Origin of the sequence: Paenibacillus sp. R14(2021) (assembly GCF_019431355.1) — a bacterium.
In the GTDB taxonomy this organism is placed as follows: Bacteria; Bacillota; Bacilli; order Paenibacillales; family Paenibacillaceae; genus Paenibacillus_Z.
The window spans coordinates 982,199-1,007,371 of the sequence record NZ_CP080269.1 but is presented as its reverse complement, the minus strand read 5'-3'; the positions used below and the strand labels follow the sequence as shown (position 1 = coordinate 1,007,371).

Genomic DNA, 25,173 nt, shown 5'->3' with positions numbered 1-25,173 from the left:
CCGCGCTTAGCCGACGACACCCGAACGCTCGACGCTCTCGACGAAGAAACGCTGCACGAAGAGATACATCGCGATCATCGGGGAAATCGCAAGCAGAATGCCGGTGTCGACGATCAGGGACACTTGGTTCGGATCCACCTTGACGTTCGTTCCAGTGCCGATGCCCATAATACCCGGCAAGTACTGGTTCACGTCGGCAGGCAGCGAGGATACCTTGATCGACATCAGGTCGCTCGAGCTGTTGAACAGCGAGGCATAGAAGATGTCGTTGTACTGCCAGACGAACGCGAACAGGATGACGGTAATGAGCGGCGGAATCGCGTTCGGCAGCATGATCGTGAAGAAGGTGCGGATGCCGCCGGCGCCGTCGATGAGCGCCGCCTCTTCGATTTCGCCTGGCATGCCGCGGAAGAACTGCCGGAAAATATAAATGAACAAGCCGGATTTCAGGCCGTTGGCGAATGCGGCCGTAATCAGCGATGGGCCGTATGTGTTGAGCATGTTGATGCCTTCTTTGCCGGTGACCAGATGGATGGCGCCAAACAGATCGAACGAGCGGAAATGAATGTACATCGGCACCATCAGTGTACTGGACGGAATCAAAATCGTCAGCACGACGAGCGTGAACAAGATGTTTTTTCCGGGGAAATTAAACCGGGCAAAGCCGTAGCCCGCCAGCGAGCATGAAGCGGCTTGGAGAAGCGTCGTAGATGCCGCGAAGATAAGCGTGTTCTTCAGGAGCGGCCAGTAATTCAGCACGGCCATCGCATACCGCACGTTCTCCATCGTGAAATGCACCGGAATCATGTAGATCGTCGGATTGTAGATATCCGTCTTATCCTTAAAGGCGACCGACAGTTGCTGCAGGATCGGATAGAGAATGATGAACGAAATCCCGATGATCAGAATGTAACGGAAAATGAGCCACAGCAGCGATGCCGTCTTGTTGCGCGCCTTTTGCATTTGTATGACGACGGCTTCGTTTTGCAAATCGAGTTTCAATGCCTTCGCCCTCCTATCCCGTCAATTGTAGTAAAACACTCTTCTGGACACGAGAATGCCGACGATGATGAGTATGATGCTGATAACCGCGGTATAAATCCAGGACATCGCGGCGCTGAGCCCGAAGTTTTGCGACTGGAACGCCGTGTTGTAGATCGTCGTCGTTACTTGGCTGTTCGTGAACGAGTCGATGATCGTATAAATGATGTTTGTCAAGATTAACGGGCTGACCATCGGGAACGTAATCTTCCAGAACGTCTCGTACGCCGTAGCGCCTTCCATCTTGGCGACCTCGTACATGGAGACGGGAACCGATTGGAGCGCGGCCAGGAAGATCAAAATCTGGACGCCGGAGCTCTTGATGATCTCGTAAATTCGCTGCACGGCACTGATGATGTAGTCGATAAACCACATCGGGAGTCCCGCATCGGACAACGTGAAGGCGAGCGTCAGCGGATCGAAGCCGTTCTGCTGCTGCCCCAGCTCCTTCGCCATCTCCGAGCTGCCGGTCAATTGAATGAGGCCCGACGTCTGGGCGGCGGCAATGGCGCCGGAAGCCAGAATGACTGGCAGGAAGAAGATCGCGCGCGCGAACGGGCGTCCGACGAACCTGGTGTTCAGCAACGTCGCCGTAAACAAGCTGAAGAACAAGATCATCGGCACGTTCCATGCCATCTCGCTCAAGGACTGCGTCAGAATGCGGTTGAAATTCGGATCGATCGACATCGCGTTCTTGAAGTTATCCCATCCGATGAAATCAAGCGTATATCCGCCTCCAGGGGCGATCTTCATGTTGCTTAAGCTGAAATGAATCGATTGAAACAGCGGCGTCGCGAACAAGAACACGAAGCCGAGCAGCCAAGGCATGATGAACAGGATGCCGAGCAGCGCGCGTTTCTGGGTCAATGTTAATCGTTTTATGTTCACTGTCTGTCACCACCCACGATAAAATTTTTCGCACCGATCTGAACATCTTGAACGGTGACGGGCTGATCCGTATAGTTCACATAAATCGATGTTCCGTTGCTGTAGCTGACCTTGACGACGCCGGGCTTCAACTGCGCATGCTCCGTAATCGTCTCGCTCTGCAGCTTGGCGAGCACTTTGTTCAGCTTGCCGTACAAATCCACTGCATCCCCCAGCCAATCTGAGTAAGACGTCGAGAATAACGATTCGTAAGTCGTCAGCTTCAGCTTGGAAGAAGACTCGTACGACCAGAAGAAATGCGGCGCCGCGCCGTATTCCAGCGAATGGAGCAGATGGTACGATAAGTCCTGCTCGTCGTCCAGATTGATCGGAGCGCCGGCATATTCCTTGTAGCCGTGGACGACCATTTCATAGAACGGAACGACCTCGTCCTCGATGCTGAATGAGCTGGAGGCCATCGGTACGTTCACCAGCTGGTCGGCATATTTCAACGCGTATCGGTTGCCCCCGGTCATCATCACGTTCGGATAGCTCTTCTCGATTTTACCGAGCTGATCGGTCACGATGTTCTTGGCGACGTCCCTGAACACGACGCGGTTGACGCGATAATCGGCCGTCAGCGTATCGCCCATGTCGCGCAGCGCGACCGAATCCATCTTGTACTTCTTGTAGCTGTCGACAAACTGGCTCACGAAGTATGGCAGCTTCGCCGGTGACAATAAGTAGAAGGAGCCCCATTGATTGTTCATCGCGTTCAGCGCGCGGTCGTATGGCTGCAGCAGAGCTTGCTCCCTTGTGACGAAGCGAGTCGCGTCCGAAGCCGGTTTGAAGTCGTGGTTCTCGCGCAGCACATGCTGGAACGCGACGTCCGGATATAAGTTGCCGCCCATGTCCTTCAGCTGAGCCGCCAACTTAGACAAGTCCGTTTTGCTTCCAAGCTGTCTGTCGAGCTTGACGGTTTCCGGAACCTTGTGGTCGATCCCTTCATTGAACCAGCCGACGTAGCGCATTTGCACGTTGGACACGCCTGCAGCCTTGATTTCCTTGGCGATTTGGCTCGCTTGGTTGATCGTCGTCATCGTCATCAGACCTTTATAAGGCACGCCGAGAAACGATTTGCGTTTGTCCACCGCGCCGAGCAGGTCGACGTAGAACGGCAGCTGCGCTTGAGTTTTCAGCGGCTGCAGCAAGCCTTCCTTAACCAGATTGTTCCGGTACAGCGCCGCCATGCCCGAGTACGACGCCTGATCGCCGGAGAGGAAGTTATACCGAAGCTGGATGTCGCCCGCGAAGCGATCGTCTGTTAGCAGCTGGAATTCGTCCACCTTGTTGCCTTTGTACAGCTCCAGCTCGTCTTCGCCGCGAATGGCGAAGCTGGCGTAGGCGCTGTTGTAGGAATTTTTGCGGCCGCTAATGTCCGCGTTAATGCTGGCGATGCCCTCGCCCTTCTCGATCGTGGCGAACCACGCCTCGTCGCCCGCTTTCATCCCGAACACCGGCAGCCGCGCGACTTCGGCTATCTGCCCGCGCCGCTTCGAATTGTCGTTCTGGTCGTCGCCGTACACCCGCTGCACGTAGACCTCTTCGCCCACTTTGCCATTATTCAGGTTGATCAAACTGCCGGAGCCGTCGGGAACGAGCATGTAGCCTTTCTCATCCTGGCTTGCCGCCCCGAAGAAGTCGAGCAGCTCGACGGAACGGATCTGGTAGCCTTCGCTCTCCTGGATGTCCTTCACCGGAACATGCACGATCAGCGAATCGCCGGAGAGCTGGTATTCAATCGGAATCGTGAAGTTCGGCTTCGTCGAAGCGCTGCCGCCTGACATGCCGTTCTCGTCGTTGTCCGCCTTTAAATCCTCAGCTGTGTATCCGGCTTTGGCGAAGGCATCGAGCACCCTTTTCAATACGAGCGCTCTCGACACTTCCGTATCAAGCCGTTCCAGCACGTCCGGATTGCCGTCCAGCGGATAATAGCGGTTCGATACGTAAGCACCCGTCTTCTCGTCCAGCTTGCTCAGCACCTTCTCCTCGAACCTCTTCTTGCTGATCCGCTTCGGCAGCGCATCGATCCCGAGCGACGTATCCCCGATCGTATACGTAATCCGGACGCCGTTCTCGATCCCCTCCGCCTTGAACTGCTTACGCTGAATGCTGTCCGTAAAATTGGTGATCGTGCCAAGCGTCCCGATCGAATCGCGATAATTCAACGCCACCTGCGCAGCCAAGCGGTCCTTCTCGAATGGCGATGCTTTGGCATCCGAGTCGATATCCCCTGGATTGCTGCGCCACACCTTGCCGCTTACCTGGTTAAGGACGGCGACTTCGGTCGTATCCGGATTCATGTAAAGCGCGAGCGCATTCGTCTGCGCCACGAGCTTCATGCCCGGGACTGCGTTGCTGTTGTCCGTCATATATTTCAGTTCGGTCGTACCTGCAGGCTTCATGTCCGATCGTGCGAAAGCAGCTATGTCGGTGGAAGGAGCGCCTTTCATATACAAGCTATAGACGAATGCCCCGACGCCGACAATCCCGATACAGGCAAGCGCCGCAACCCATTTTGTACGTTTTTTCAAGAATGCGGCCTCCTTTAGGTCCGGAATATGATTTCACGGTAAACGTCGAAGATGAACCAGTAGATCTGCGAACCGAGACTGAACGCCAAGGTGGCGATAAAGACGACGAACCCTATGGCGATGACGGTCAGCACCATCGTCAGCACCGTCTTGACCGGCGTATATTGGTGGACAGTCATTATCCCCACGAATAACAGCACGACGAACCATATGCTGGAGATGCTGTTCAGGAGATAATAGAACGCCGTCTCCTCCTGCGTCATGAACCGGCTGATGAACGTCATCGGCAGATTGATGAGCACGATAGGCAGCAGCGCGTACCCGGTCGCCATTACGATCTCTTTGAACTTCCCTTCCCCTTCCATGAGCGTCGTGATCGACCAGTTTGCGATGCAGAACAACAAGAAAGGTAGAATCGTGAACTCCAGATCGTCCAGGCTGTTTAACGAGCGCGGATCGACCCTGTTGACGAGAAAGCCGGCAAATTGCTTCTGCAGAATCGTCGTCAGAATAAGCGCGAGCAAGATCAGCAGCGCAACTTTCAATTTGCCCTTGCCCTCGTACTTCATGTCCCAGAATCCGTCAAAAGGACGCACGATCAGATGGAGCGGAAATTTAAGAAAGTCCTGCTTCATGTTTCACAGCCCTCCTTCTGATGACGAGTCTTGCAACGCGATAAGCGGTAAACGCGATGATGAGGGTAAGGACGACGGTCATGAACGTGCCGAACTGCTCCTTCAGCAGTTCCCGGCGATACCGCTTGTAAGCGACCGAAAAGTTTTTGCGGCTCATGCCCAGCTTGAAATATTCCATCGCCTTCTCGTTGTTCTTCTGCATCAGGAGCGATTTGCCGATGCCGAGGTACGCGATTTCGTAGTTCGTATTCAAGCGAAGCACGTCGCTCCATATCTTGACGGCGACGTCGTCGTTGCCGTTATAGTGCTCCGTTGTCGCCTGCCGGACGAGGGTTCCGAACTTCGTCGGACGGAAGATGACGATGTTCTTCTTGCCGCTGTCCAGCACCGCGAGCTTATCGCCAATCTTCTCGACGGCGACGGGCGTATTGAAGACTCCGAGCTGGTTGCCCCGGCCGCCGAAGGCGTACAGCAAATCGCCTTCATCGTTGTACGTGAACAGCCGCGCGCGGTTGGAGTCGAGCGCGACATACATGCCGCCGCCTAGCACCTTGATGTCGGAGAACTTGGATGGACCCGAATTGTTGCCGAACATCCGGAAGCGGATATCGCCTTTGACATCCCAGTAGCCGAGCCGCTTGAGAACGTCGTCGCCGGACGGATTCAGCCGCCTGATTGGAGTGTTGGACGTGATATCGATCGCGGTCGCATACACGAAGCCTTTGGGGTCGATATCGACATTCGAGAACTCGGTTGGGATGAACAGCTGCATCTGCGCCTTCTGTGCCTTGGTGGACAACGACTTCCAGAGCCGATCCCAGACGGTAGGCGACACGTTGATCGTGCCGACATAACCCATGAAATTGTTCTTGTCGTCGAATTGCATGATGCCTTCGAATATGCCGCGCGCGATGACGAATACGCGATCCGCCGCATCGACGGTGACTTTGAGCGGCACGAACTTGAATCCCGCGGGCAAAATATCCGATTTCGGATTGTCGATAATCCGGATCAGCTCGCCTTTCTCCGACAGCACGACGACGCGCCCGTGATCGGTGTCCGCCACGTATAATTCATTTCTGTCGGAAACGAACAGCCCCTGCGGAGCCGCAAATCCGTCCTCCTTGCCGTTGTTCGTGAACGTCTCGATGATGCGGTTGACGTGCATATCTGGATCCAGCACGATGATCCGCGCGTTGCCGCTATCCAGGATATACGTGGTATTGTCCTTTGCAACGAACATGTCGCTCGGCTCTTTGAAGTCGCCGACCCCCAAGCTCTCGCCCGTAATCGCGGCATCCGGCACGAACGGAGCTGGCAGCGGCGATGAATCGCCGTAGTAATCGTACGTGTAGGCTTCGTATGGGGCAGCTGCCGATGCAGCCGGAATGCCGATCGAAGCGACCAGCGATATAATGGCGACCAGCAGCAAAACTCTCTTCAATTGCACGCTTCCACCTCCCCCTAATCCTTCATGCCGGATGTAGTCATCGTTTCGATAATGCGACTTTGCGAAAAGACGAACAGGGCGATCGGCACGCTCATCAGAATGAGCGCGACGGCCGAACCGACGCCTGCGCGCGCAATGCCGCCGAATATTATCTGATTCGAAGCATAGTGAAGCGTCTTCAGTTGCTCGCTATAGATGAAACCGTTGCCGTCCGTGCCCCAAAGCATCTGGAACAGCAGAATGACCAAGGTCAGCCAAGCCGGCTTCACGTTCGGCATGACGATTTGCCAGAAGATCCGGTATTCGTTGGCACCGTCGATCTTGGCCGATTCTAGCAGCGCATCGGGAATTTGCTCCATGAACTGTTTCATGAGGTACAGTCCCAGCGAGAACGCGAATGCCGGCACGATGACAGCCCAGTATGTATCAATGAGGCCGATCCAGGACATGACCATGTAGTTCGGAATCGCTGTTACTTGAGGCGTGAACATCAGAGAAAGCACGACGACGGTGAAGATGATCTTCGATCCGGGAAACTTGTGTTTCGCGAGCGGATATGCCGCTGCCGAAGCCAGCAGAACGTGACCGACGACGCCCATCCCGGTAATGAAGAAGGTGTTAAAAATGTAACGGGAGAACGGAACCCACGATTGTCCGAGCAACGTCATCAGATCGATGAAGTTGCTCGTCGTCGGATGCCGAACGAAGAGCGTCGGCGGGAACAGGAAGATTTCGTCGAGCGGCTTGAACGCCGCGTTGATTGCATATACGAGCGGCAGCGCCATGAAAGCGGCGACGGCAGCCAGTAACACGAACATCCAGAACGTTCCGGAAAAAGAACGGTTCACTCGTCTTTTGCGAATAGGAAGCGCTAACCTCATCCTCTATTCCCCCACCCTCCTGAGAAGTCGCTGTACGACCAGGTTCGTTCCGACCATTAAGGTGAACAACACGGTCGCGATCGCGGATGCGTAGCCCATCTCGAATCGGATCGTACCGAAGTCGATCAAGTGCGTAACGATGGTTTCAGCCGCGTAGTTGACGCTCGGGAAGCCGGCCAGGTAGATGGAAACGTCCGCGATCGCCAAGGATGAGGTGATCTGGATGACGGCTCCGAACATCAGCTGAGGCTTCATCGAAGGAAGCGTAATGTACCAGAGCTCCTGCCAGCGGTTCTTGATGCCGTCGACCGCACCTGCTTCATACAGCGTTTTGTCAACGGTTTGGAGACCCGCGATGAAAGCGAGGAAACCAGTTCCGAGACTGAGCCAGAGCTGCACGAGGATAATGATCGGCATAATGTACTGCTCCGTCTTCAGCCACTGAATCGGGTCGAGCAGTACGCCCATCTTAATTAGGAATCCGTTCGCAATGCCGTAACGGTCTCCCGAGAAGATCATTTGCCAGAGGAAGTAGACGTTCCCCGAGATGGAAGGCGCATAGAAGATCAGCGTCATGAATGCTCGCAGCTTCGGGCGAAGATCGTTGATGATCCAGGCGAAGACGAAGCACGCCATATAGCTGAGCGGTCCGGTAATGACCGCGAAGAGGATGGTGTTCTTGATTGCAACTAAGAACACATCGTCTTCCAGGAACAGGCGGGAGTAGTTCTGCCACCCGATGAAGCGCGGGAATTCAAGCATGTTGAAGTACGTAAAACTGATGATGACGGACATGATTACAGGCAGCACGGTAAAGACGGCAAACAGCAGCATATAGGGCGACATCAGGATATAGGAATGCTTCCTCGCCTTGATTTCTTTCCATTTGATCGCCCACCAGCTTGTCGTTTCTACGGCTGGCTTCCCGGCGGCTACAGTCACTGAAGGTTGACTCGGTGTACCGATCGTTGACACGTGGATCCCTCCTTATTCCGGCAGGCCAAATTCTTTGCGCTTTGCTTTGATTTCGTCTTGAATGTAATGGGTGTAATCCATAATCGATTCCCGCGCTTCCGTATTCTTCTCGACGACTACTTTCAAGAACGCGTTCTGCAGATGACGTCCGGTGAAGTAGCCGCCCGGCACCTCTGGCACGCCTCTGACATATTCGAACTGCGCTTTGAGGTTATCGTAATCGGCAACCGGCCAAGGCAAGCTGTCGAGCGCTTTGATGTTCGCCGTCGGATAACGCGCGGAAGCTCCCATCAGCGCTTCCATCTCCCGGCCGAAATTCGTTTGGGTCTTCTCGCTGGTCCACCATTTCATGAATTCCCAGGAGGAGTCTTTGTCCTTCGCGCTGCCCATCATCAGCGTTCCATTACCCGCGCTCGGTGTATCTCTGCGGATAGTTCCATCCGACAGCTTCGTGCCCGGAATCGGCGCAAAGCCCCACATGCCGCGGATTTCCGGGGCAAACACGGTGAGCTGATTGTACGTGGTGTAATCCACGATACCGATTGGCATTTCACCTGTGCGGAACCGGTTCGCGAAGTCGAATTCGCGTTCCAGCTTGTAGTCGCTGTACAGGTCTGTCCATGTCTTGAACGTTTCGACGCCGATCTTCGAATCCAGATCGGACTCTTTGCCGCCGCCCCGGTAGAATTGACCGCCGTTCTGCATCAGCAGCGAGCCGTAAATCGAGTTCGGCGGGATATTCTGTCCAGGCACCGGCACCGATGTCTGCGGAACCGTGATCGGCATGCCGAATTGCATTCTGTTCTTGCTTAGGACGGCGAGCAGCTTATACACATCGTCCCAAGTTTGCGGCACCTCTAGCCCCAGCTCTGTTAGCACGTCCTTACGGTAGAAAAGCATGTTGAAGGTTTGCGTCTCCGGCAGCGCGTATACGCCTTTCTCGTACGTGTACGGGACAAGTGCGCTATCGCGGAACCGCTTCGACACTTCCTGATAATCGGTAAATTGCGTCAAGTCGGCAGCCGCATCGCGCATCGCGTAGTTAACTGGAATGTCGTTGCTGATCTGCATCGCGACGTCCGGGCCGCGACCGGCCAAGGTTGCCGGCAGCAAGGTGTTCATTTGCACGAGCTTCAAATTCACGTTAATGCCCGTCTGCGGCGTGAACGTTTCGTCGATCATCGCCTTCAGCGTGTTCGCCTGGTCGCGGCCGCTGCCGATCCAGACGGTTATCGACTTCTGGTTCTTCTTGTCCGAATCGTTGCCGATTTGGTTGTAATCGATCACGAACGAATATGCAAACGTCGCCAGCTCATGCTTCAGCTTGGAGAAAAAGCCCTCTCCGGACGAAGGGAATTTCTTGTCCGGCGAAGCGATGTAAATCGCATCGAGCTGGAGCGGCATCTCGATCGCCTTCTGCAGCCACGTGCCGAGTCCGCCAGCATTGCTCTTGAATGCAGCAAGGCGGCGCGGAATGGTATCGGGATTCTTGATCAATTCCTTCAGCTGCAGCGCCATCGTCTTCAGAAGCGCTTCGGAATCGCTGCTTCCGCCAGACAGCCGTTTCAGTTCGACGCTGATGGCGGTAAGCCGGTCGCTCTCGGATTGGAACGTTTCCAGCATCTTCGGTACTTGCTTATCCAAGCGATAATCTCGGTATTTATCCGGCGATGCGCCGGTAATCATGATGATTTTGCGATACATGGCATTGAGATTGTATAGGCTATCTTTCACTTCACGGATGAGCGGAGCAAATTCGCCGAGCGTATCTTCCATGCGAATGATGTTCTTGCCTTTCTCGAGCTTGAACAGATATGGCTCGTCGCCTCCCATGACGTCGATGCGGTAACCGTTCTTGTAACGGAACGGAATTTGCTCGGCCTCCTTGAACGGAACTTCGCCGTTAATTAGCAGTCGGCGCGTCGAGTACAAACCGCGAACGAATTCCTGCTTGGATTTCATGGCGATTTTATAGAGTCCCGTTTCCGGTACATCGACTTCCCACTCGATCCACTGCCCCGGCAGTCGCCAGTTATAGCCGCCGATCGTATTGACCCGAATGAGCTTCGGACTGTAAGGCGCAACCGAAGAGGTGGAACGTTCTGTTTGCGGATACAACGTCGGAGATGACTTCGCGAGAGCAGCTTCACCTTGAACGGTAATCAGCTGACTGTCCGCCTTCTTCAGTCCGTCTTTCTCGTATTGCTTGAGTGCTGCTTCATAATTGGCGGGCTGTTGCTTCTGATACAGCTTCAGCTGATGAATGACCATCGGCTCACGCTGCGAGACGAACGTAAGCGTATGATGGCCAGCGCTCAAATAAAACTTGAACGGATCGGCGTAATAGCCGTCCGAATCCTCGAGCAGAGCTTCGCGCCAAGACGGCTTCTCGATTTGCTCCGGACGCAGGTCGTTGCCTAAATTATCCTGCTTCACATGCTCCAGCTCGTTGTCCCACACGCGATCGAATTGCAAGTAGGACGCTTCCGTGAACGGAACGACGCCGTCAATTTGCAGTGAACGCTCAATGCTCGAGCTTTTGCCCGCGATCGGGTAATAGGAAAGCGCAATGTTATAGAAACCTTCTTGCGTCACATTAATATCCCAGGATACGTTGCCTTGCTCGCCGGTCTTAAGGGATGTGCCGGATCGTCCTTCATAATCGATCAGCTTCTCGAAGCCGTCGCCTTCCGTCTCGGCGTAGCTTGCGGCATCAAGGACAATCTCTTGATCGGAAAAGCCGGAATTCTCATGCTTCGACAGATATTCCGCGTAATCGCCGCGGCCATCCTGCAGCGTCGACCAGCTGCCTTCGGCAAACGCCGATTGGCTTCCCGCCGCTGCCGTGCCGTCATTGCCCGAACGGGTCCATACGACGAGCAGTGCAAGTGCGATGACAACGCATGCCCCCGTCATTCCCCATTTCTTAAGCCGTTTTGTACCTTTCAATGTCAGCCCTCCTAAGCGACGACTTGATCTGCGGATCACGCATCCCGCTGACGAAAGCGCACTCGCGTACCATCGTCCTACTGGAACATAACAAACCTATATTTATACCAAACACATGATCCTAGTGTTTAATATTTGTTATCCTATTAATTTGCTGATTGTTATGCTTGATTCGCATAGAAAAGGAGGGTCGTACCGGCACATCCGGCCTCCCCTCCCTTCAATACCTGTTCAGTAATTATTTCAATTTGGCTAGAGCAGCTTCAGCAGGCGCGGTGTACTTCTGAACCGTAGCGCTTACGGATTGGTTCTTCTTGATGATGTCGTCCATGATCGAGAACCAAGGATAGTCGGCAACGCCTTCTTCAAGGGAGATACGGCCGGTATTGTTGATGTGCTCCAGCGCCATATCGATGTCCGCTTGGCTTTTGAAGAGCGCTTCCAGACCGTTTTGGCCGAGGTACTCTTCCGTTGAAGGCAGGTCTTGCAGTTCTTCATAGATTTGATAAACCATTTGCGGTTCTTTTACGCCCTTCGGAATGACCCAGCCGTTCTGGGCAGTGTTCGCGTAGGTGTAATTGCCGTCGCCGCTCGGACCTTGCGGGTTCGGTACGACGCCGATTTCGAACGGCAGACCGCCGACGTTCCAGTCGAAGTTCGAGGACATCGCGACGTCGCCGTCTTTGAATGTGGACGTTTCATCCCAGCTGTTTTTATCGCCTTTTTTAACCTTCACGACGTTTTCTTTGTTGTACAGCCGGTTGATGAATTCCAAGGTTTCGATCATCTTCGGATCCGTGAAGCCGACGGTCAGATCGTCGTTGACGAATAGCGCGCCGTTCGTTGCGCCGAAGTCGCGAGCCGCGCCTGGCGCCCAGTCCGAGAAGCCCCATGTATCCGGCTTGCCGTCGTTATTCGTATCTGTCGTCGCTTGCTTCGCGACTTCGAGGAATTTATCCCATGTCCATTGATTGTTGGCGTATAGCTCTTGCGGATCCGGCAAGCCCAGCTTCTTGAAAAGATTGCGGTTGTAGAACATGCCTACGGTCGATACGCCTTTACCGCCGAAGAAGTATTCGTCTCCGATGAGCTGCGGAAGCTTGATTGTGTGTTCTTGTTCGTTGTTGATATCGCTAGTTGCTTGCGTGTATTCGCTAAGAGGAAGGATTAAGCCTTGTTTGATCGGGGCAAGCGCGCGCTTGAATTCAAGAATGGAGATGTCGGCCATAGGTGTTCCGGAGAGCGCGGCCGTCGTGAATTTATCCATGTATTTGTCGAACGGGATGTTGTCGTATTTGATCTTGACGTTGTATTTCTTCTCGACCTCATGCAGCTTATCGAGCGCTTTCTTGGAATCGGCCGTATCGCCCTTCGGCGTTCCGTCCCACCATGCGGAGATATGGATTTCGCGCCCGCCGAGGTCGATTGGAGCGGGGGCGGCATCGTTTGTCGCTGCCGCGTTATTGCCGGAGGCGTCGTTGCCGGACGAAGCATTGTTCGCTGCTGAGTCATTGCCCGTTGCCGTGCCCGTTGGCGCGTCGTTGGCAGGCTGATTGTTGGCGACGTTGCCGCCTGAGTTATTGCTGCCGCCTCCGCACGCCGTTAACGTAAGCATCGTTGCCGCAAGCAAAAATGTAAGTGCTTTCACTTTTTTCATTTGCAAAAAAACCTCCCGCTTTTTAATGAGCAATACCAGTTTGCTCCGGCAAGGTCTACCGGTTTCCGAGATGGTTTATTAGTTCCCTCTTCTTCGTAACCGTTTTCATTCTATTGTTTTAGCGTACCCCCATCACCACCGGTTTGCGAAGTGTTTGATGACTTGCATGTCAATAATAGCACCGTGATCCAAAATTAGTCAATCAATTTTTTTGCAATATTCACAACATTTTGGCAACATTATCGTAAATTTGTTTTCGTTTTGTTATTTTGTTAGGGATATTCGATAGTCCGTATCCGCGCATGAAAAGAGCCCCTACCTCGCATCGCATTCGTTTGTAGCACCTACAAACTAAACTGAGAGGCGGAGACTCCAGAAACAATCCGTGTTGGATCCGATCTCTATCATCGATCAATCTTAGAGCGAGGCTGTCGCGTATTCCTCTAGTTGTGGAGGGCAATGCGTAATGATACGGAGAGACAACGTAGCGTGGATAACGAGCGGCTTATGCAGCAGTATGATGGCCCAATATTGGCCGGGAGAGGGAAAATCAACGTGTTAGACGTATTATTCGGTCATTCGATGCAGCCAAACGAAAACAAATCGGAAGCGACCGCAACAAAATTTAGCAAAAATTTAGGTTGGCGACCGCAAACTATTGCGCTTCCGCGTCCGCTTCTTCTTGCTCGACTTCCCCATTCAACAGGTGGGCGTAGTTCTCCCGCAGAATAACGTCCGCATAAATCAGTTTTTTCTCATGCGCGGTTCCCGGGTTTTGAATGCGCCATAACATCTGATCCACGGCGCGCATGCCGAGCAGCTCCTTGTTCACGTTCACCGTCGCGAGAATCGGATGGGAATCGCAGGTGTTGTCGAAGCCGGTAACCGCGCAGCGCGCAGGCACTTCGATCCCCAGATAGCCCAGCTGCTCGATGAGGAACTTCGCGTTGACATCATGCGCGCATACGTAAACTTCCGGCAGGTCGACCGGCCGATATTGTTTGAACAGGAGAAAGATATCCTGCGCTTCGGGACCGTTCAGCATCGGGTCCTGCTGCAGTGCGATCTGGCAGCTCTCCAGCGTGGAACGGAACGCCAGCCAACGGTCGAAATAGCTTTGCGCATCCTTGATGTTCCCGACAAACTGGAACTTGCGGTAGCCTTTGCTGATCAGCTTCATCATCATCTGCTGCATGCTGTTGAAATTATCCGTGAAGATCGTATCGCAAGCAAAGACGGGATCGCTGTGGTCGACCATGACGACCGGAATGTCCATTTGCTTGATTTTGAGCAAAATTTGCGTCGAGACGGTCCCGATCGTAATAATGCCCTGAATCGCCTCCGGATTCAGCAGCTTGAATACGTTATCGTCTGAAGGCTCCGTTATGGTAATAATGTCAAGCCCGCGCTGGCGAAGGCGCGAGGACACTCCTTCGAATACAGGCCCCCAATAAATGTGTTCCCGGTTCTGATACCGCAAGTTCGGAAACATGACCACGATCGTGCCGTCCCACTTGACCTCTTCGATTTCTTGCAGCTCGCCCGTGAAGCGCTGCTGCTGTTCGTTGTTCTTGAAGTAACCCAACTGGCCGGCGACGCGCAAAATTTTCTCCCGCGTTTGGGCGCTCACGCCACTCTTCCCAGACAATGCGCGAGAAACAGCGAACTTGGATACACCTGCTAAATCAGCGATTTCTTGAATTCTCACTTTTCCTCTCATGATGACCCGCCCGTTTCTCGTTTTATTTTTCTTTTAGTCGTCGTTTCGTTCGATCGCTCAGCCCCCCGTTTTGCCCGCCGGCGCAATTGGCCGCAAAACGATATGATCCTCTTCCAGCCGCAGCAACACCTTGTCCGCGTCTTTGGCGCCTACGGCTTCCAAGTAACGCTCAGGCACTTGAATCCGGCCGGAACGATCCATGACGGCATATTCAATATGGGTATCGAGCTCCGTCTCTTCGCCTGACGCGTCCTCCGCCTCGCGCTCGTCCGTTCGTCGGATCATCTCCGACGACGTCCGGCCGTCCCGGATGAGCACGACCCGCTGCACCTGTTTGGCCAGATCCAAATCATGCGTCACGATGACGATGGTCAAACCCATCTCGGAATTCAGTTTGCGCAGTAAAGCCATGATTTGGTCCGACGTCCGCGTATCCAGCGCGCCCGTCGGCTCATCGGCGAGCAGCAGCTTCGGCCGGTTGGCCAGTGCGATGGCGATGGCCACGCGCTGCTGTTCGCCGCCCGAGAGCTGCTGAAGCTTGTGGCCGGTTCGCGAACCGAGTCCGACCGCTTCGAGCAGCTCGATGGCCCGGAGCCGCTTCTTCTTCCGGTCATGCAGCAGCATCGGAATTTCGACATTCTCTCGCGCCGTCAAGTAGGGTACGAGATTTCGCGCTTTATTTTGCCAAATAAACCCGACGGTTTCGCGTTTGTAGACGTTCTGCTCCTTGTCGGTCAGCTTCAGCATATCCTTGCCGGCGATCGTCAATCGGCCTGCCGAAGGGCGGTCCAGGCCGCCCAGCATATTCAGCAGGGTCGATTTGCCGCTGCCTGAATTGCCGATGACCGCGACCATTTCGCCTTGGTTCACCTGCAAATTCAATCCTTGCAGCGCAACGACTTCGACTTCGGCAGTTTTATAGATTTTAACTAGATTTTCGCATGTAATCAATAGCTAATCCTCCCCGAGCTTGACCACTTGGTGAATTTTCATCCGCTTCAGGAGCCAAGTCAGAATGACAAGCGCGGCGGCAAGCATGAAACAGGTCGAGATGCCGAGCCTGAAGACGTCCGCGTGATCGGAAATGACTTGGAACGGCGGCACGATCCGGCCGGGATCGAAGGAAAGTTGGAACAACGGCACGTAAATTTGCCCAGCGGCGAATCCGGTCGCGATGCCGATGAAGAAGCCGGCCCCCGTCGTCAGCAGCTGCTCCAGCGTCATCATGCCGAGAAGCTGCTTGAAGGAAATCCCCATTGCGCGGTAAATGCCGAACTGCAGCATGCGTCCCTGGAGCGAGAGCAGCCAGAAGAACATGAAGCCGAGGAAGCTGATCGCAAGCGAAATGATGAAGCCCAGCGTCATGACTCCGTTGATCGCCATCCGGAACGGGTCCATGCGGCTCTCGGATATTTTGCCGATCGTATCCTCGAACTTCTCGAGCTTGATCTGCCTCTTGTCCATCTCGTCAAGCAGCGCCTGCCTGTTCGCGCCGGGCTTCAGCTTCAGCCAGACGTCGTACGGCTCCATGCCGAGCTCGTTCTGGATCGTATCCAAGTGGCCGACGATCAGCATCGGATTCTGAGGCTTCCCGTCGCCTTCCTTAGGCCCAGCGACCGGATTCGGGTTGAATGCCGGAAAATACGGTACGATGCCGTATACGACGAGGCGCGTCGGACGAATCCCTTCCCAGCCGACATCCAGCGTATCGCCGACTTTGGCGCCGTAATAATCGGCTGCGGTTTTCGACAGCAGCACCGCATGCGTATCCGAGGCGATCAAATTCAGATATTCATAGAACCGGTACGGCGTAAGGCTGTCCTTCATCCACGCGGCATTGCCGAAGGCGTCCGTATCGATGCCCACCAGCTTGACCTTGCCGCTCTTCGTGCCCAGCCAGGCTTCCCCTTCTTCTCTCGTAAACACCTTCGCGACCGTATCGACGCCCGGCAGCGATTCGATCAATTCGAACGGCGGCTCCAAGTAATGGATGATGTCCGACGGCGGCGCCGACTGCACCGGCTGCGTCGCCTGCGGAACCGGCGAGGCGGCCGGCGGCGCATCGTTTTCCCAGTGCTGGCGAAGCACGATGTCGCTGCCGGCGGCGTACCAGATTTGGTCCTCCATGTTCACGTTCAGCGTGCGTGCCGTATTGGCATTATAGATGCCCGTGCCGACGGTCAGAATCAGAAACAGCATGAGCCCGTGGTAGATGCGGTTCCGGCGAATGACCAGCAGCAGCGTCGTGTAATATTGCGGTGCCCACAGCCTGCGGCCCATCCGGTAGAAGAGCGCCACGAACAGCGGATACAGCCGAATCATCAGAAGGCCGAAGCCGAGAATGAACAGCGTCGGGATCGTATAAAGCAATGGATCTGCGGACAGCGATTTACCGTCAAGCCCCAGCTTGACGAGGTCCGACATCCGTTGGCGGAACACGTAATGGCCGTAAAACGCCACGGAAATCAGCACGATATCGACGCCGAAGAGCTGCCAGATGGGGCGTTTGCCTTCACGCGCCTTCGCCCGCTTCTGGTCGACGATCGAACTTTTCGTTGCGACGAAGACCGGGATCAGGTTGAGCACCCAGGCGGCGAGCACCGCGCCCGCCGCGTATTTCCAGCTCTCGGCATCCATTTCCGCCTTCATCGATCCGCGGTCGACGAAGTTCAGGAACGTGCTCGTCGATCCGAGTACGCGCGTAAAGGCGACGCCGAGCCATGGGCCGATGGCGAAGGCCGCAATGGCGAGCAGCCCGAATTCGGCCGCATACATCAAAACGAGATGGAATCGCGACGCGCCGCGGCTTCGAAGCACGGATATTTCCGACTGCTGGCGCTCGACGAGCATGCTCGTCACCATGTAGAAGTAGAACGTGATGAGAATAAACAGCGGCACGTTAAGCGACCAGAGCAGCGTGCGCAGCGTCTTCTCCCGTCCGCTGTATGCCGTCATCGCCTCGCTGCCCGGCACCGAGACGGAGGAGCTGACCGAATAGTTGTACGCCCCCATCATGTCCGGCGCCAGGTTCGTCTTCAGTTGCAGGACGTAGGCGGCCGTATCGAGGTCGAATTGCGAATAATCCCCGATCGTCGTCCCGCCGAACTTGCCGATGATGATCGGACGCTTCGCGATGAAATCCTGTTCGAACAGCCGATCCGGCAGGAAGAGCGTGTTCTGGTCGTTCTTCAAATCCTGCATGCCCCAGAACGGATCGTTCAGATCCTTCTCCACGATGACGGCGACCGGCTTGATGCGGATCGCTTGATCCTTCACCTTCGAATCCTTGATGTCGTATTCCTGCCCGAGCAGCATGCCGAGCTGTCCGAGCGCGCTGTCCGTGATCATGACCTCGTACACGCCGTTCGCCTTCGCAGCCGAGGGCAGTTTGCCGTCGATCAGCCGGACATGATCTTCGATGCCGGAGCGCATGGCCAGCTTGGCGCTGCGTTTCACGTTCGGATCGACGCGCGTAGGGTCGGCCGGCGTCAGCCCGAACCGAACCGACTCGACCAGCTTCTGATCCTGCGTTACATGGAGCAGCTGGCTGCCGGCGATATGCGAGGACCAATAAGCGTTGAACCGCTTCAGCACGTTCGCCTGCACCTTCGCGTTGTCGGTCTGCATGGTGAACTGAGCGGCGATCATCCCGGGATGATCCCCGGTCTGTTCGTAGCTGCGCTCCAAGTCCTGCACGAGCATATGATGCAGCACGGCGTTTTTATAAATCGGCATGCTTGACGTCAGCGCGATGCATAAGAGCATGCCGCTGAACAAGCAGATGACGAGCCAATAGTTTCTGGCCATCTTTCGCAGAAGCATGATGAGAACGGACATAATTCCCTCGATTCCCCCCGGTGGCTCACGGAAGAATAATCTTCATTCCTTCCTGAACGCCTTTCACGATCTCGTATTCCGTTGCGGTTGTGAGACCGGTCTCGATATCGATCTCCTTGCGCCGCTCTCCTTCCAGCACCTGAACGAACGTACGGCCGAAATACGCGCGGATCGCGCTCTTCGGAAGCACGATGACGTTATCGCGGCGGGCCGCGACGATCGTCGCCTCCGCATGAGCGCCGAATGAGGCGCCTTCGGGAAGTTTGTCCAGCTCGATGTAGACGGTCTTGCCGTACTCGTCGCGCAGCCATTCGTCCGCCGTTACCGGAGCGGAGGCCGGCGTCTGCGTCACCTTGCCTTTGTACGTTTTGTCCTTATAAGTGACGTCAGCTTCCATCCCGAGCTTAATATCGGCAAGCGCCAGATTGGCGACTACCTCGAGGGCCAACCGCATCCCGTTCGGCTTCGCGACCGCCGCCAGCACCCGCTCCGCGTCGAAATGATCGCCGGGCTGCAAATCGGTCGAATAGGAGACGACGCCGTCCGTTTTGGCGCGTATGACGCTGCTGTCGGCCTTCGACTTCGCCTTATTGTACAGCAGCTCGGCAAGCTCGAAATCCAGCTTGGCGATATGCGTGCTCTCCGCGTCTCCGGCTCTGACCGCGTCATTGAGTGCTTGCTTCTTGCGTTCGAATTCGATTTGGCGCTCCAGCAGCTCGATGTCGGACCCGTTGTTCTCGAGGGTAACGAGCACGTCGCCTTTCTTAACGGTGCTGCCGGCCCTGACGTCCACCAAATGAATGACGCCCGCGCCTTGCTGTTGGTAGTATTCGATCTTCGTCGGCACGAAGGTCGCGGAGCCCGCAACCTGCTTCACGATGCTTCCGCTCTTGGCGTCGATCGTTCGAACCTCGGCCTGCGCCGGCTTGACGAGCGGAGGCTTTAACGGCGCTTGCTCATTCGGCAGCAGGCTGCAGCCTGCCGACGCGGAGCTCGCGATGAGTAGTACGCCGAGCGCAAGCGCCCGGGCATTATACACGCTTGATGCTTTCCGAACCAATTCGTCCATCCTCCAGTGCATGAACCTGATCGACAAGATCCATGATGTGCGGGTCGTGGGTTGTGAGCACGACGCTTACGCCTACGGTGCCTACCAGTTCACGGAATACTTCAATGATTTGTTTGCCCATGCGGGAATCCAATTCGGCCGTCGGCTCATCCGCCAAGATCAGCTTCGGCTTGTGGGCGATTGCCCTTGCGATCGCGGTCCGCTGCTGCTCGCCGCCGGACAGCTCCTGCGGGCGGTGGTGCATACGCTGCGCCAGCCCGACGAAGGTAAGCGCTTCCTCCGCCAGCCGTTTGCGGTCGGAAGCCGGCACGCCGGCAATCCGAAGTCCCAGTTCGACGTTCTCGAATGCGCTCAAGTACGGCACCAAAGCAAACGATTGAAAAATCAGCCCGATTTCTTTTTTTCTCATCTCGTTTTTCTGCTGTTCGCTCATTAGGCTTCCGTCTCTGTCGCCGTAGAAGATCGAACCTTCGCTAGGAGCGTCCAGCGCGCCCATAATATTAAGCAAGGTCGTCTTGCCCGAGCCGGACCGCCCCTTTAATGCAATCAAGGAACCCGTGCCGACGCTGAGCGAGGCGCCTCTTAAAGCAAAAACTTTGTTATCCCCTCTTCCGAAAACGCGCGTTACGTTGCGGACATCCAATATCGGATCCCGTGAAGCCTCTAATCCACGCAAAACCAATCTCCCTTCGTCAAGCGGCATCATTTTCGGTAAGCGCTTTCATTTCCACGCTTCTACTATAGCAAACTGTTAGTAATTAGTAAATTATCTGTTTTGCAATTTTTAGTTTTTTGTTATGAATATTTTTAGGGTGATCCTAATATTCCATTAAGCCCTTATACATAAAGCAAAGCCGGCCTTCTGCGCACATGCAAAAAGCCCAGGAACTTCATCCCGGGCTTGCGCTTGACGGATTGGATCTCTTTATGCGGGTTCCTAAACGACTGCCAGCCCGTTCCGAATTACGTTTGCGACCGCTTCCTTCCGGCTCAGCGCGAGCAAAATTCCGCTAAGATTTGCTTTGATGTTATCGACCCTGTTGCGAACAACTAAGACTCTACCGTCTTCTTTCGAAACTACATATCCCTCACTATAATTCCATCTATTGTTGTTATTGGAGCAACCGGTCGTCAGCATCAGCGCAAATACGAGTAAAACAAATACGCTCTTTATGCCAACCGAGGAAAACCCATCGTCGTACAGTTGCAAATTAGATAAATACCAATAAGCCGCTTCCGCTTAAGGAGGCAGCTTTTCGGTATTTAATACTCATCAGTTAGGCTCCCTATATCCAGAGTCTTCCCAACCAAAATAGTGACTCTCATATAGTTTTTTGGGTCTACACTTCGTCTTTCTAAACCAGCTGCGCAGTTTCCAAAATTTATGGTGAAAATCTTCTGTAAGGCAACCACATTGGTGTTCACTTCTTCGCCTTATAAAACTCATGATATAGCTTCATCAAAGCCCTCTTCTCGATGCGCGACACATACGACCGCGAAATACCCAGTTCCTTGGCGATCTCTCGCTGCGTACGCTCTTCTCCGCCCGTAATGAGACCGAACCGTCCAACGACGACTTCTTTCTCCCGGTCATCGAGAATGTCTAAGTTCTTGTAAATCTTGCTTTCCTCGATTTTCAATTGAACCCGATCTGCCACATCGTCAGCTTCCGTACCGAGAATGTCGATCAGCGTAATTTCGTTGCCTTCTTTGTCCGTGCCGATCGGATCGTGCAAGGATACGTCCTTGCGGGTTTTCTTCAGCGACCTGAGATGCATAAGTATTTCATTCTCGATGCAGCGGGCTGCAAACGTTGCCACATATACTGAATTTCATTGTTCGGGTAACTTCTATTATCACAATTGACAATTTCCAGCTGCGTCCGATCATCCCAACATGTTCCGGTCCAAACCGGCCCACTTCAATTTCGCCCTTCTTCGTTTTCTCTTAGCTGCGGAAAATTATTGCAATTAACATTCAATCAGTCTAGCCTATTACGGGATCCGCATAATCCGATGCTTTTCATCATGCTGGATGAATACAATCTATACCTCGTGCTATGAGTAGACTGCCCACTAGAGGCAGTCTCGACAAACTTCACTTCATCGTCTTACGGCTTCATAAACATCCATTTCTCGATCCGACTCACGTAGCTCCTCTAATCCCCAGCTCCTCCGCTGTCAACTGGGTACATTCGTTCGCCACCTATGCTTGCAGCCGAAACGGCTGACAACTATATTATTGTGATAGTAGTGAAGCGTAATGTTTATTGATTAGAGTAATTGTATTTTTGTTATTATAGTATTTTTTCAAATAACTAATTAGAGTTTCTTTTTTATCATAATCCCTTATTGACTCAAATATACCTAAACAAATTGCAGTATAAATAGAAGCTATTATTGTCTTCTCGATATCTACCATAAACTCATTTCTAGATATTTTTGGAGTGACCCCTTCCATATTTATATTGACTTTAAATTTATCAGGTTTAAAATTTCGAATAAAATTGTCCATATTAAAGGCTAATGACTTAACATAAACACCTCTTACATATACGTCCATATCATCAGTTATATCAAATCTACTTTGCATTTTTCTCCCTAACAACAGAAATATTTTCGTTCCAATGCTATTAAAAATTCTATACTTATCTATATCAACTTTCGTAAGTGCGTTAATATCTTGATCAAAATCACATAAATCATCAAATGTAAGGCCGTCCATTATGTCGTCTTTTCTTGAAATAATCTTTTCTTTAGCCGTGTTTATATATTCGCTCTCAGCTAAAATACTAACGTATTTAGGATCTTGCTTATCGATATACATTTCAATGGCCTCATCATCATCGCCTAACACCTCAATCATCTTGTCGAGTATATCAGAATCTTCTATGATGGGAACCTCTATAACCTTTAATTCCTCATTTTCAACTAAACTCAAGATATTTATGTTTGCTTTTTCAAAATCAAGCAATTCTTCACCATTAAAAAAGTATGTGTCTCCTTGGCATGGGATATCAGCTATCGCATTACTAAAAATTACATTGCTTGGATTCTTAATATAAACATGACCTTCGACTTCATTTAAATATTTTGAAAGATCTATTTTAAGAAGGCTAGAATTTCCTGCATCACTTACCTCTCTATCTAGGGGATTTGTTATATTAATTCGTGATCTATGGTACTTATCTATTAATTCAATACTTACAATATCAGAAATAAAGTAACGCTCAAGAAATGATTTTACCTTTGTAATATCATTATCCCAAACACCCATAAATTCATCATATTGCATAATAATTTCTGTCCCTGGATTTGTAACATCTTCATTTTCTTTTATTGAAACATATTCGTCTTCTTTTAATAGTTCAACTTCGTACTTATTAGCTGTCTGGAAGTGTCTAGTTTTTACAATGACTTTGTTAGAGAGCATGAAACATGCCAAGAATCCTATACCATAATTACCAATAGGTTTATGTTTTAAATTCCTAAGTACAAATTCATCAGAAGTATAAAAAGAAGCACCCATATTCAATAAATACTTTTTTAATATCTCGAGAGTCATGCCGGTTCCATTATCGCTAATGATCACTTGATTAGAATTAGCATCAAATATTATTTTTATTACAGGTGTATATTCTTCATCGCCGAATTCCTTTACTTCATCCTCTATTTCTTTTCTGGTTTTACAAGCATCAATTGCATTTTGGACGAGTTCTCGTAACCCCAGTCTTTTGGATCCGTATATTTGTTCGCCCATTAACAACCTGTTTACTTGTTTAAAATTAACGTTAAATCTCAAATCCGCAAAAGTATATCCTTGAGATTTAATCTGATTATTTACTTTTGGACTGATAACGATTTTATACTGATTGCTCATGTTTCGTGTCACACTTGTAATATTATCAATTTCCACATTTATCCAATCAATATATTTCAATACTTTCCTGTGTATCCTTGAATTATCACACATTCCAAATAACTCAATTTCTTTTTGACCACCCTCCTTTAATACTATTTTATTCGAATTATCTACATTAAAATGTTGTTCCCATTCATCTTTGCTAATTCCTTGAGGATCCAGCACATTGTATAAAATAGGAGGTGTTCGTTCACTATCGAAATCCAAAACATCTGCCATTCTCAAGATCATGGCACAAAAAACTGAGTTATACACATAGATTCCTTTTTGTGCATACTCACTTAAGTTCTTATTTATCCAACTTATATCTTCTGTCACTAGCGTTGCATTAAATTTTCGCGAGACATTAGTCAGAAAATTAAGAATACAATTTTATGTGTGAAATGAAAAAAGTCGAGCAGCCACTAGAGGTAGCTCAGTCCATTTGGAATTTTTATGTATTTATGCTCACGAGTGTAAAAAACAGCTGACCGTTCGTGCTTATGAGGATGCTTGTGGTCTTCGTCCTGTAGAAGTTCTGCTTGGTTTTCGTTTCATCCGTGCGAGCCACTGCGCATACGGTTGCCAGAGCAACTTGTGCAGCCAACGTGAAATCTCAAGTATGCTATGTTCGACCTTTGTGTCCAGCTTGACGAGCACATGCAAGCAAAAGGCAATGAGTGCAATCCAGATTTGGTTATGTACAGCTCGCTCACTTGTGCCGTAGAACCGCTTTAACCGAAGATGCTGTTTCATCCATTTGAAGAAGGTCTCAATTGCCCAGCGGTTTCGGTACATTTCACCGATTTCGTCGCCTGTCAGATCAAAGCGATTGGTCACCAAAAAGAGTAGGTTGCCTTCCGAATCCTGTGTTTGAATCATGCGAAGTTCATGTTTAACGCGCTTCTGCGGTGATCCAACTCGCACCTGCTCATCAGCCGAAATCTTGCTGCCTGGCGGAATCGCATTCGACGTTAGCGGTTCGATGACCGCGTTGCTTTTCAGCCGTGTCACAAAGAAAATCCCGTCTTTGCAATACCGATCAAAAGCATCGTAATCCACATAACCGCGGTCAAATATGTACGTTGCACCAGGCTCATCAATGAGCGCATCCATTTGTATCCGATCGTTCTTCTTTGCTTCTGTAATCGTCGCGCTCTCGGGCAGGACCTCGTTTTCACCTACGAAAGCCAGTCGCAAATGCAACTTGATACCAGCCTTCGACTTGCGAACGTAGCTCTGGAATTTGGAACAGATGATTTAGAGGTAAAGACTGAAATTGAAGCGATGTTTAAGGAATCTGAGAATTTATTGGAGGAAGTTATTGTTCGTGGTCAGATACAAAATGAGATTAGTAAGGATTTCCCAGCAAGTATAATAGCGAAGAGTTTAGCAAATACACAACACGGTCTCCGAATATTAGTGAAAGCTGGAGAAGAAAATCAAAAAATCAAAGATCTTCTAGACTATGCTATAAACTCTATTCTCATTGTCTCCCCTAATTGACGTATGAAATGCATAATCAGACTGCTTGAGTATTAATTTAAGGTAAGCGGCCGATCTCGTTAAGATCAGCCGCTTACCTTTTTTATTGCCTC

At 52.0% G+C, this 25,173-nt stretch carries 17 protein-coding genes and 1 pseudogene; 1 reads left to right on the top strand and 17 read right to left on the bottom strand.

Annotated features, from left to right (window positions below):
• Positions 1 to 6 precede the first annotated feature (6 nt).
• The 17 genes and pseudogenes from KXU80_RS04865 to KXU80_RS04785 form a co-directional block, all read right to left on the bottom strand.
• The gene (locus KXU80_RS04865; protein ID WP_219838873.1) at positions 7 to 963 is read right to left on the bottom strand and encodes a carbohydrate ABC transporter permease; all 957 of its coding nucleotides are present in this window, start codon (positions 961 to 963) and stop codon (positions 7 to 9) included.
• A 60-nt stretch (positions 964 to 1,023) separates the two neighbouring features.
• Positions 1,024 to 1,929: a carbohydrate ABC transporter permease gene (locus KXU80_RS04860; RefSeq protein WP_374987751.1), complete on the bottom strand. Its 906-nt coding sequence runs from the start codon at positions 1,927 to 1,929 to the stop codon at positions 1,024 to 1,026.
• Complete coding sequence (locus KXU80_RS04855) at positions 1,926 to 4,502, bottom strand: DUF5696 domain-containing protein (RefSeq protein ID WP_219837146.1); 2,577 nt, start codon at positions 4,500 to 4,502, stop codon at positions 1,926 to 1,928. Before KXU80_RS04855 ends, KXU80_RS04860 begins: the two co-directional genes overlap by 4 nt.
• Positions 4,503 to 4,516: 14 nt before the next feature.
• Complete coding sequence (locus KXU80_RS04850; RefSeq protein ID WP_219837145.1) at positions 4,517 to 5,137, bottom strand: Yip1 family protein; 621 nt, start codon at positions 5,135 to 5,137, stop codon at positions 4,517 to 4,519.
• Complete coding sequence (locus KXU80_RS04845) at positions 5,118 to 6,587, bottom strand: NHL repeat-containing protein (RefSeq protein WP_219837144.1); 1,470 nt, start codon at positions 6,585 to 6,587, stop codon at positions 5,118 to 5,120. Before KXU80_RS04845 ends, KXU80_RS04850 begins: the two co-directional genes overlap by 20 nt.
• A gap of 14 nt (positions 6,588 to 6,601) precedes the next feature.
• Positions 6,602 to 7,468 (bottom strand): carbohydrate ABC transporter permease, encoded by an 867-nt coding sequence (locus KXU80_RS04840; RefSeq protein WP_219837143.1) that lies wholly within the window; start codon positions 7,466 to 7,468, stop codon positions 6,602 to 6,604.
• 3 nt (positions 7,469 to 7,471) lie between these two features.
• The gene (locus KXU80_RS04835; protein WP_374987750.1) at positions 7,472 to 8,443 is read right to left on the bottom strand and encodes a carbohydrate ABC transporter permease; all 972 of its coding nucleotides are present in this window, start codon (positions 8,441 to 8,443) and stop codon (positions 7,472 to 7,474) included.
• A gap of 12 nt (positions 8,444 to 8,455) precedes the next feature.
• On the bottom strand, positions 8,456 to 11,359 hold the full coding sequence (locus KXU80_RS04830; protein WP_219838870.1) for an extracellular solute-binding protein: 2,904 nt from the start codon (positions 11,357 to 11,359) through the stop codon (positions 8,456 to 8,458).
• A 271-nt stretch (positions 11,360 to 11,630) separates the two neighbouring features.
• The gene (locus tag KXU80_RS04825) at positions 11,631 to 13,049 is read right to left on the bottom strand and encodes an ABC transporter substrate-binding protein (RefSeq protein WP_219837142.1); all 1,419 of its coding nucleotides are present in this window, start codon (positions 13,047 to 13,049) and stop codon (positions 11,631 to 11,633) included.
• 655 nt (positions 13,050 to 13,704) lie between these two features.
• The gene (locus tag KXU80_RS04820; protein WP_219837141.1) at positions 13,705 to 14,769 is read right to left on the bottom strand and encodes a LacI family DNA-binding transcriptional regulator; all 1,065 of its coding nucleotides are present in this window, start codon (positions 14,767 to 14,769) and stop codon (positions 13,705 to 13,707) included.
• A gap of 57 nt (positions 14,770 to 14,826) precedes the next feature.
• Complete coding sequence (locus KXU80_RS04815; RefSeq protein ID WP_219837140.1) at positions 14,827 to 15,720, bottom strand: ATP-binding cassette domain-containing protein; 894 nt, start codon at positions 15,718 to 15,720, stop codon at positions 14,827 to 14,829.
• 3 nt (positions 15,721 to 15,723) lie between these two features.
• The gene (locus KXU80_RS04810; RefSeq protein WP_219837139.1) at positions 15,724 to 18,606 is read right to left on the bottom strand and encodes an ABC transporter permease; all 2,883 of its coding nucleotides are present in this window, start codon (positions 18,604 to 18,606) and stop codon (positions 15,724 to 15,726) included.
• Between the two features lie 25 nt (positions 18,607 to 18,631).
• Entirely contained in the window at positions 18,632 to 19,666 is a 1,035-nt protein-coding gene (locus tag KXU80_RS04805) for an efflux RND transporter periplasmic adaptor subunit (RefSeq protein ID WP_219837138.1), read from the bottom strand.
• The gene (locus KXU80_RS04800; protein WP_258171254.1) at positions 19,638 to 20,351 is read right to left on the bottom strand and encodes an ABC transporter ATP-binding protein; all 714 of its coding nucleotides are present in this window, start codon (positions 20,349 to 20,351) and stop codon (positions 19,638 to 19,640) included. Before KXU80_RS04800 ends, KXU80_RS04805 begins: the two co-directional genes overlap by 29 nt.
• 745 nt (positions 20,352 to 21,096) lie before the next feature.
• A pseudogene (locus tag KXU80_RS04795) lies at positions 21,097 to 21,495 on the bottom strand (sigma-70 family RNA polymerase sigma factor); the annotation flags it as partial.
• A gap of 418 nt (positions 21,496 to 21,913) precedes the next feature.
• The gene (locus tag KXU80_RS04790) at positions 21,914 to 23,815 is read right to left on the bottom strand and encodes an ATP-binding protein (RefSeq protein ID WP_219837137.1); all 1,902 of its coding nucleotides are present in this window, start codon (positions 23,813 to 23,815) and stop codon (positions 21,914 to 21,916) included.
• A 261-nt stretch (positions 23,816 to 24,076) separates the two neighbouring features.
• Positions 24,077 to 24,775: an IS4 family transposase gene (locus KXU80_RS04785; RefSeq protein ID WP_258171410.1), complete on the bottom strand. Its 699-nt coding sequence runs from the start codon at positions 24,773 to 24,775 to the stop codon at positions 24,077 to 24,079.
• Here KXU80_RS04785 and KXU80_RS04780 point away from each other — a divergent pair, their 5' ends adjacent.
• Positions 24,776 to 25,081 carry a hypothetical protein gene (locus KXU80_RS04780; protein ID WP_219837135.1) on the top strand — a complete coding sequence of 102 codons (306 nt, stop codon included), beginning with the start codon at positions 24,776 to 24,778 and terminating at the stop codon, positions 25,079 to 25,081.
• The last annotated feature ends 92 nt before the right edge of the window (positions 25,082 to 25,173 follow it).

Bases quoted from the DNA above. Each gene is read 5' to 3' on its own strand.
- KXU80_RS04850 (WP_219837145.1), bottom strand. From the start codon at position 5,137: ATGAAGCAGGACTTTCTTAAATTTCCGCTCCATCTGATCGTGCGTCCT.
- KXU80_RS04830 (WP_219838870.1), bottom strand. From the start codon at position 11,359: ATGACGGGGGCATGCGTTGTCATCGCACTTGCACTGCTCGTCGTATGG.
- KXU80_RS04825 (WP_219837142.1), bottom strand. From the start codon at position 13,049: ATGAAAAAAGTGAAAGCACTTACATTTTTGCTTGCGGCAACGATGCTT.
- KXU80_RS04790 (WP_219837137.1), bottom strand. From the start codon at position 23,815: ATGGCAGATGTTTTGGATTTCGATAGTGAACGAACACCTCCTATTTTA.
- KXU80_RS04820 (WP_219837141.1), bottom strand. From the start codon at position 14,769: ATGAGAGGAAAAGTGAGAATTCAAGAAATCGCTGATTTAGCAGGTGTA.
- KXU80_RS04865 (WP_219838873.1), bottom strand. From the start codon at position 963: ATGCAAAAGGCGCGCAACAAGACGGCATCGCTGCTGTGGCTCATTTTC.
- KXU80_RS04780 (WP_219837135.1), top strand. From the start codon at position 24,776: ATGCAACTTGATACCAGCCTTCGACTTGCGAACGTAGCTCTGGAATTT.
- KXU80_RS04840 (WP_219837143.1), bottom strand. From the start codon at position 7,468: ATGAGGTTAGCGCTTCCTATTCGCAAAAGACGAGTGAACCGTTCTTTT.
- KXU80_RS04810 (WP_219837139.1), bottom strand. From the start codon at position 18,606: ATGTCCGTTCTCATCATGCTTCTGCGAAAGATGGCCAGAAACTATTGG.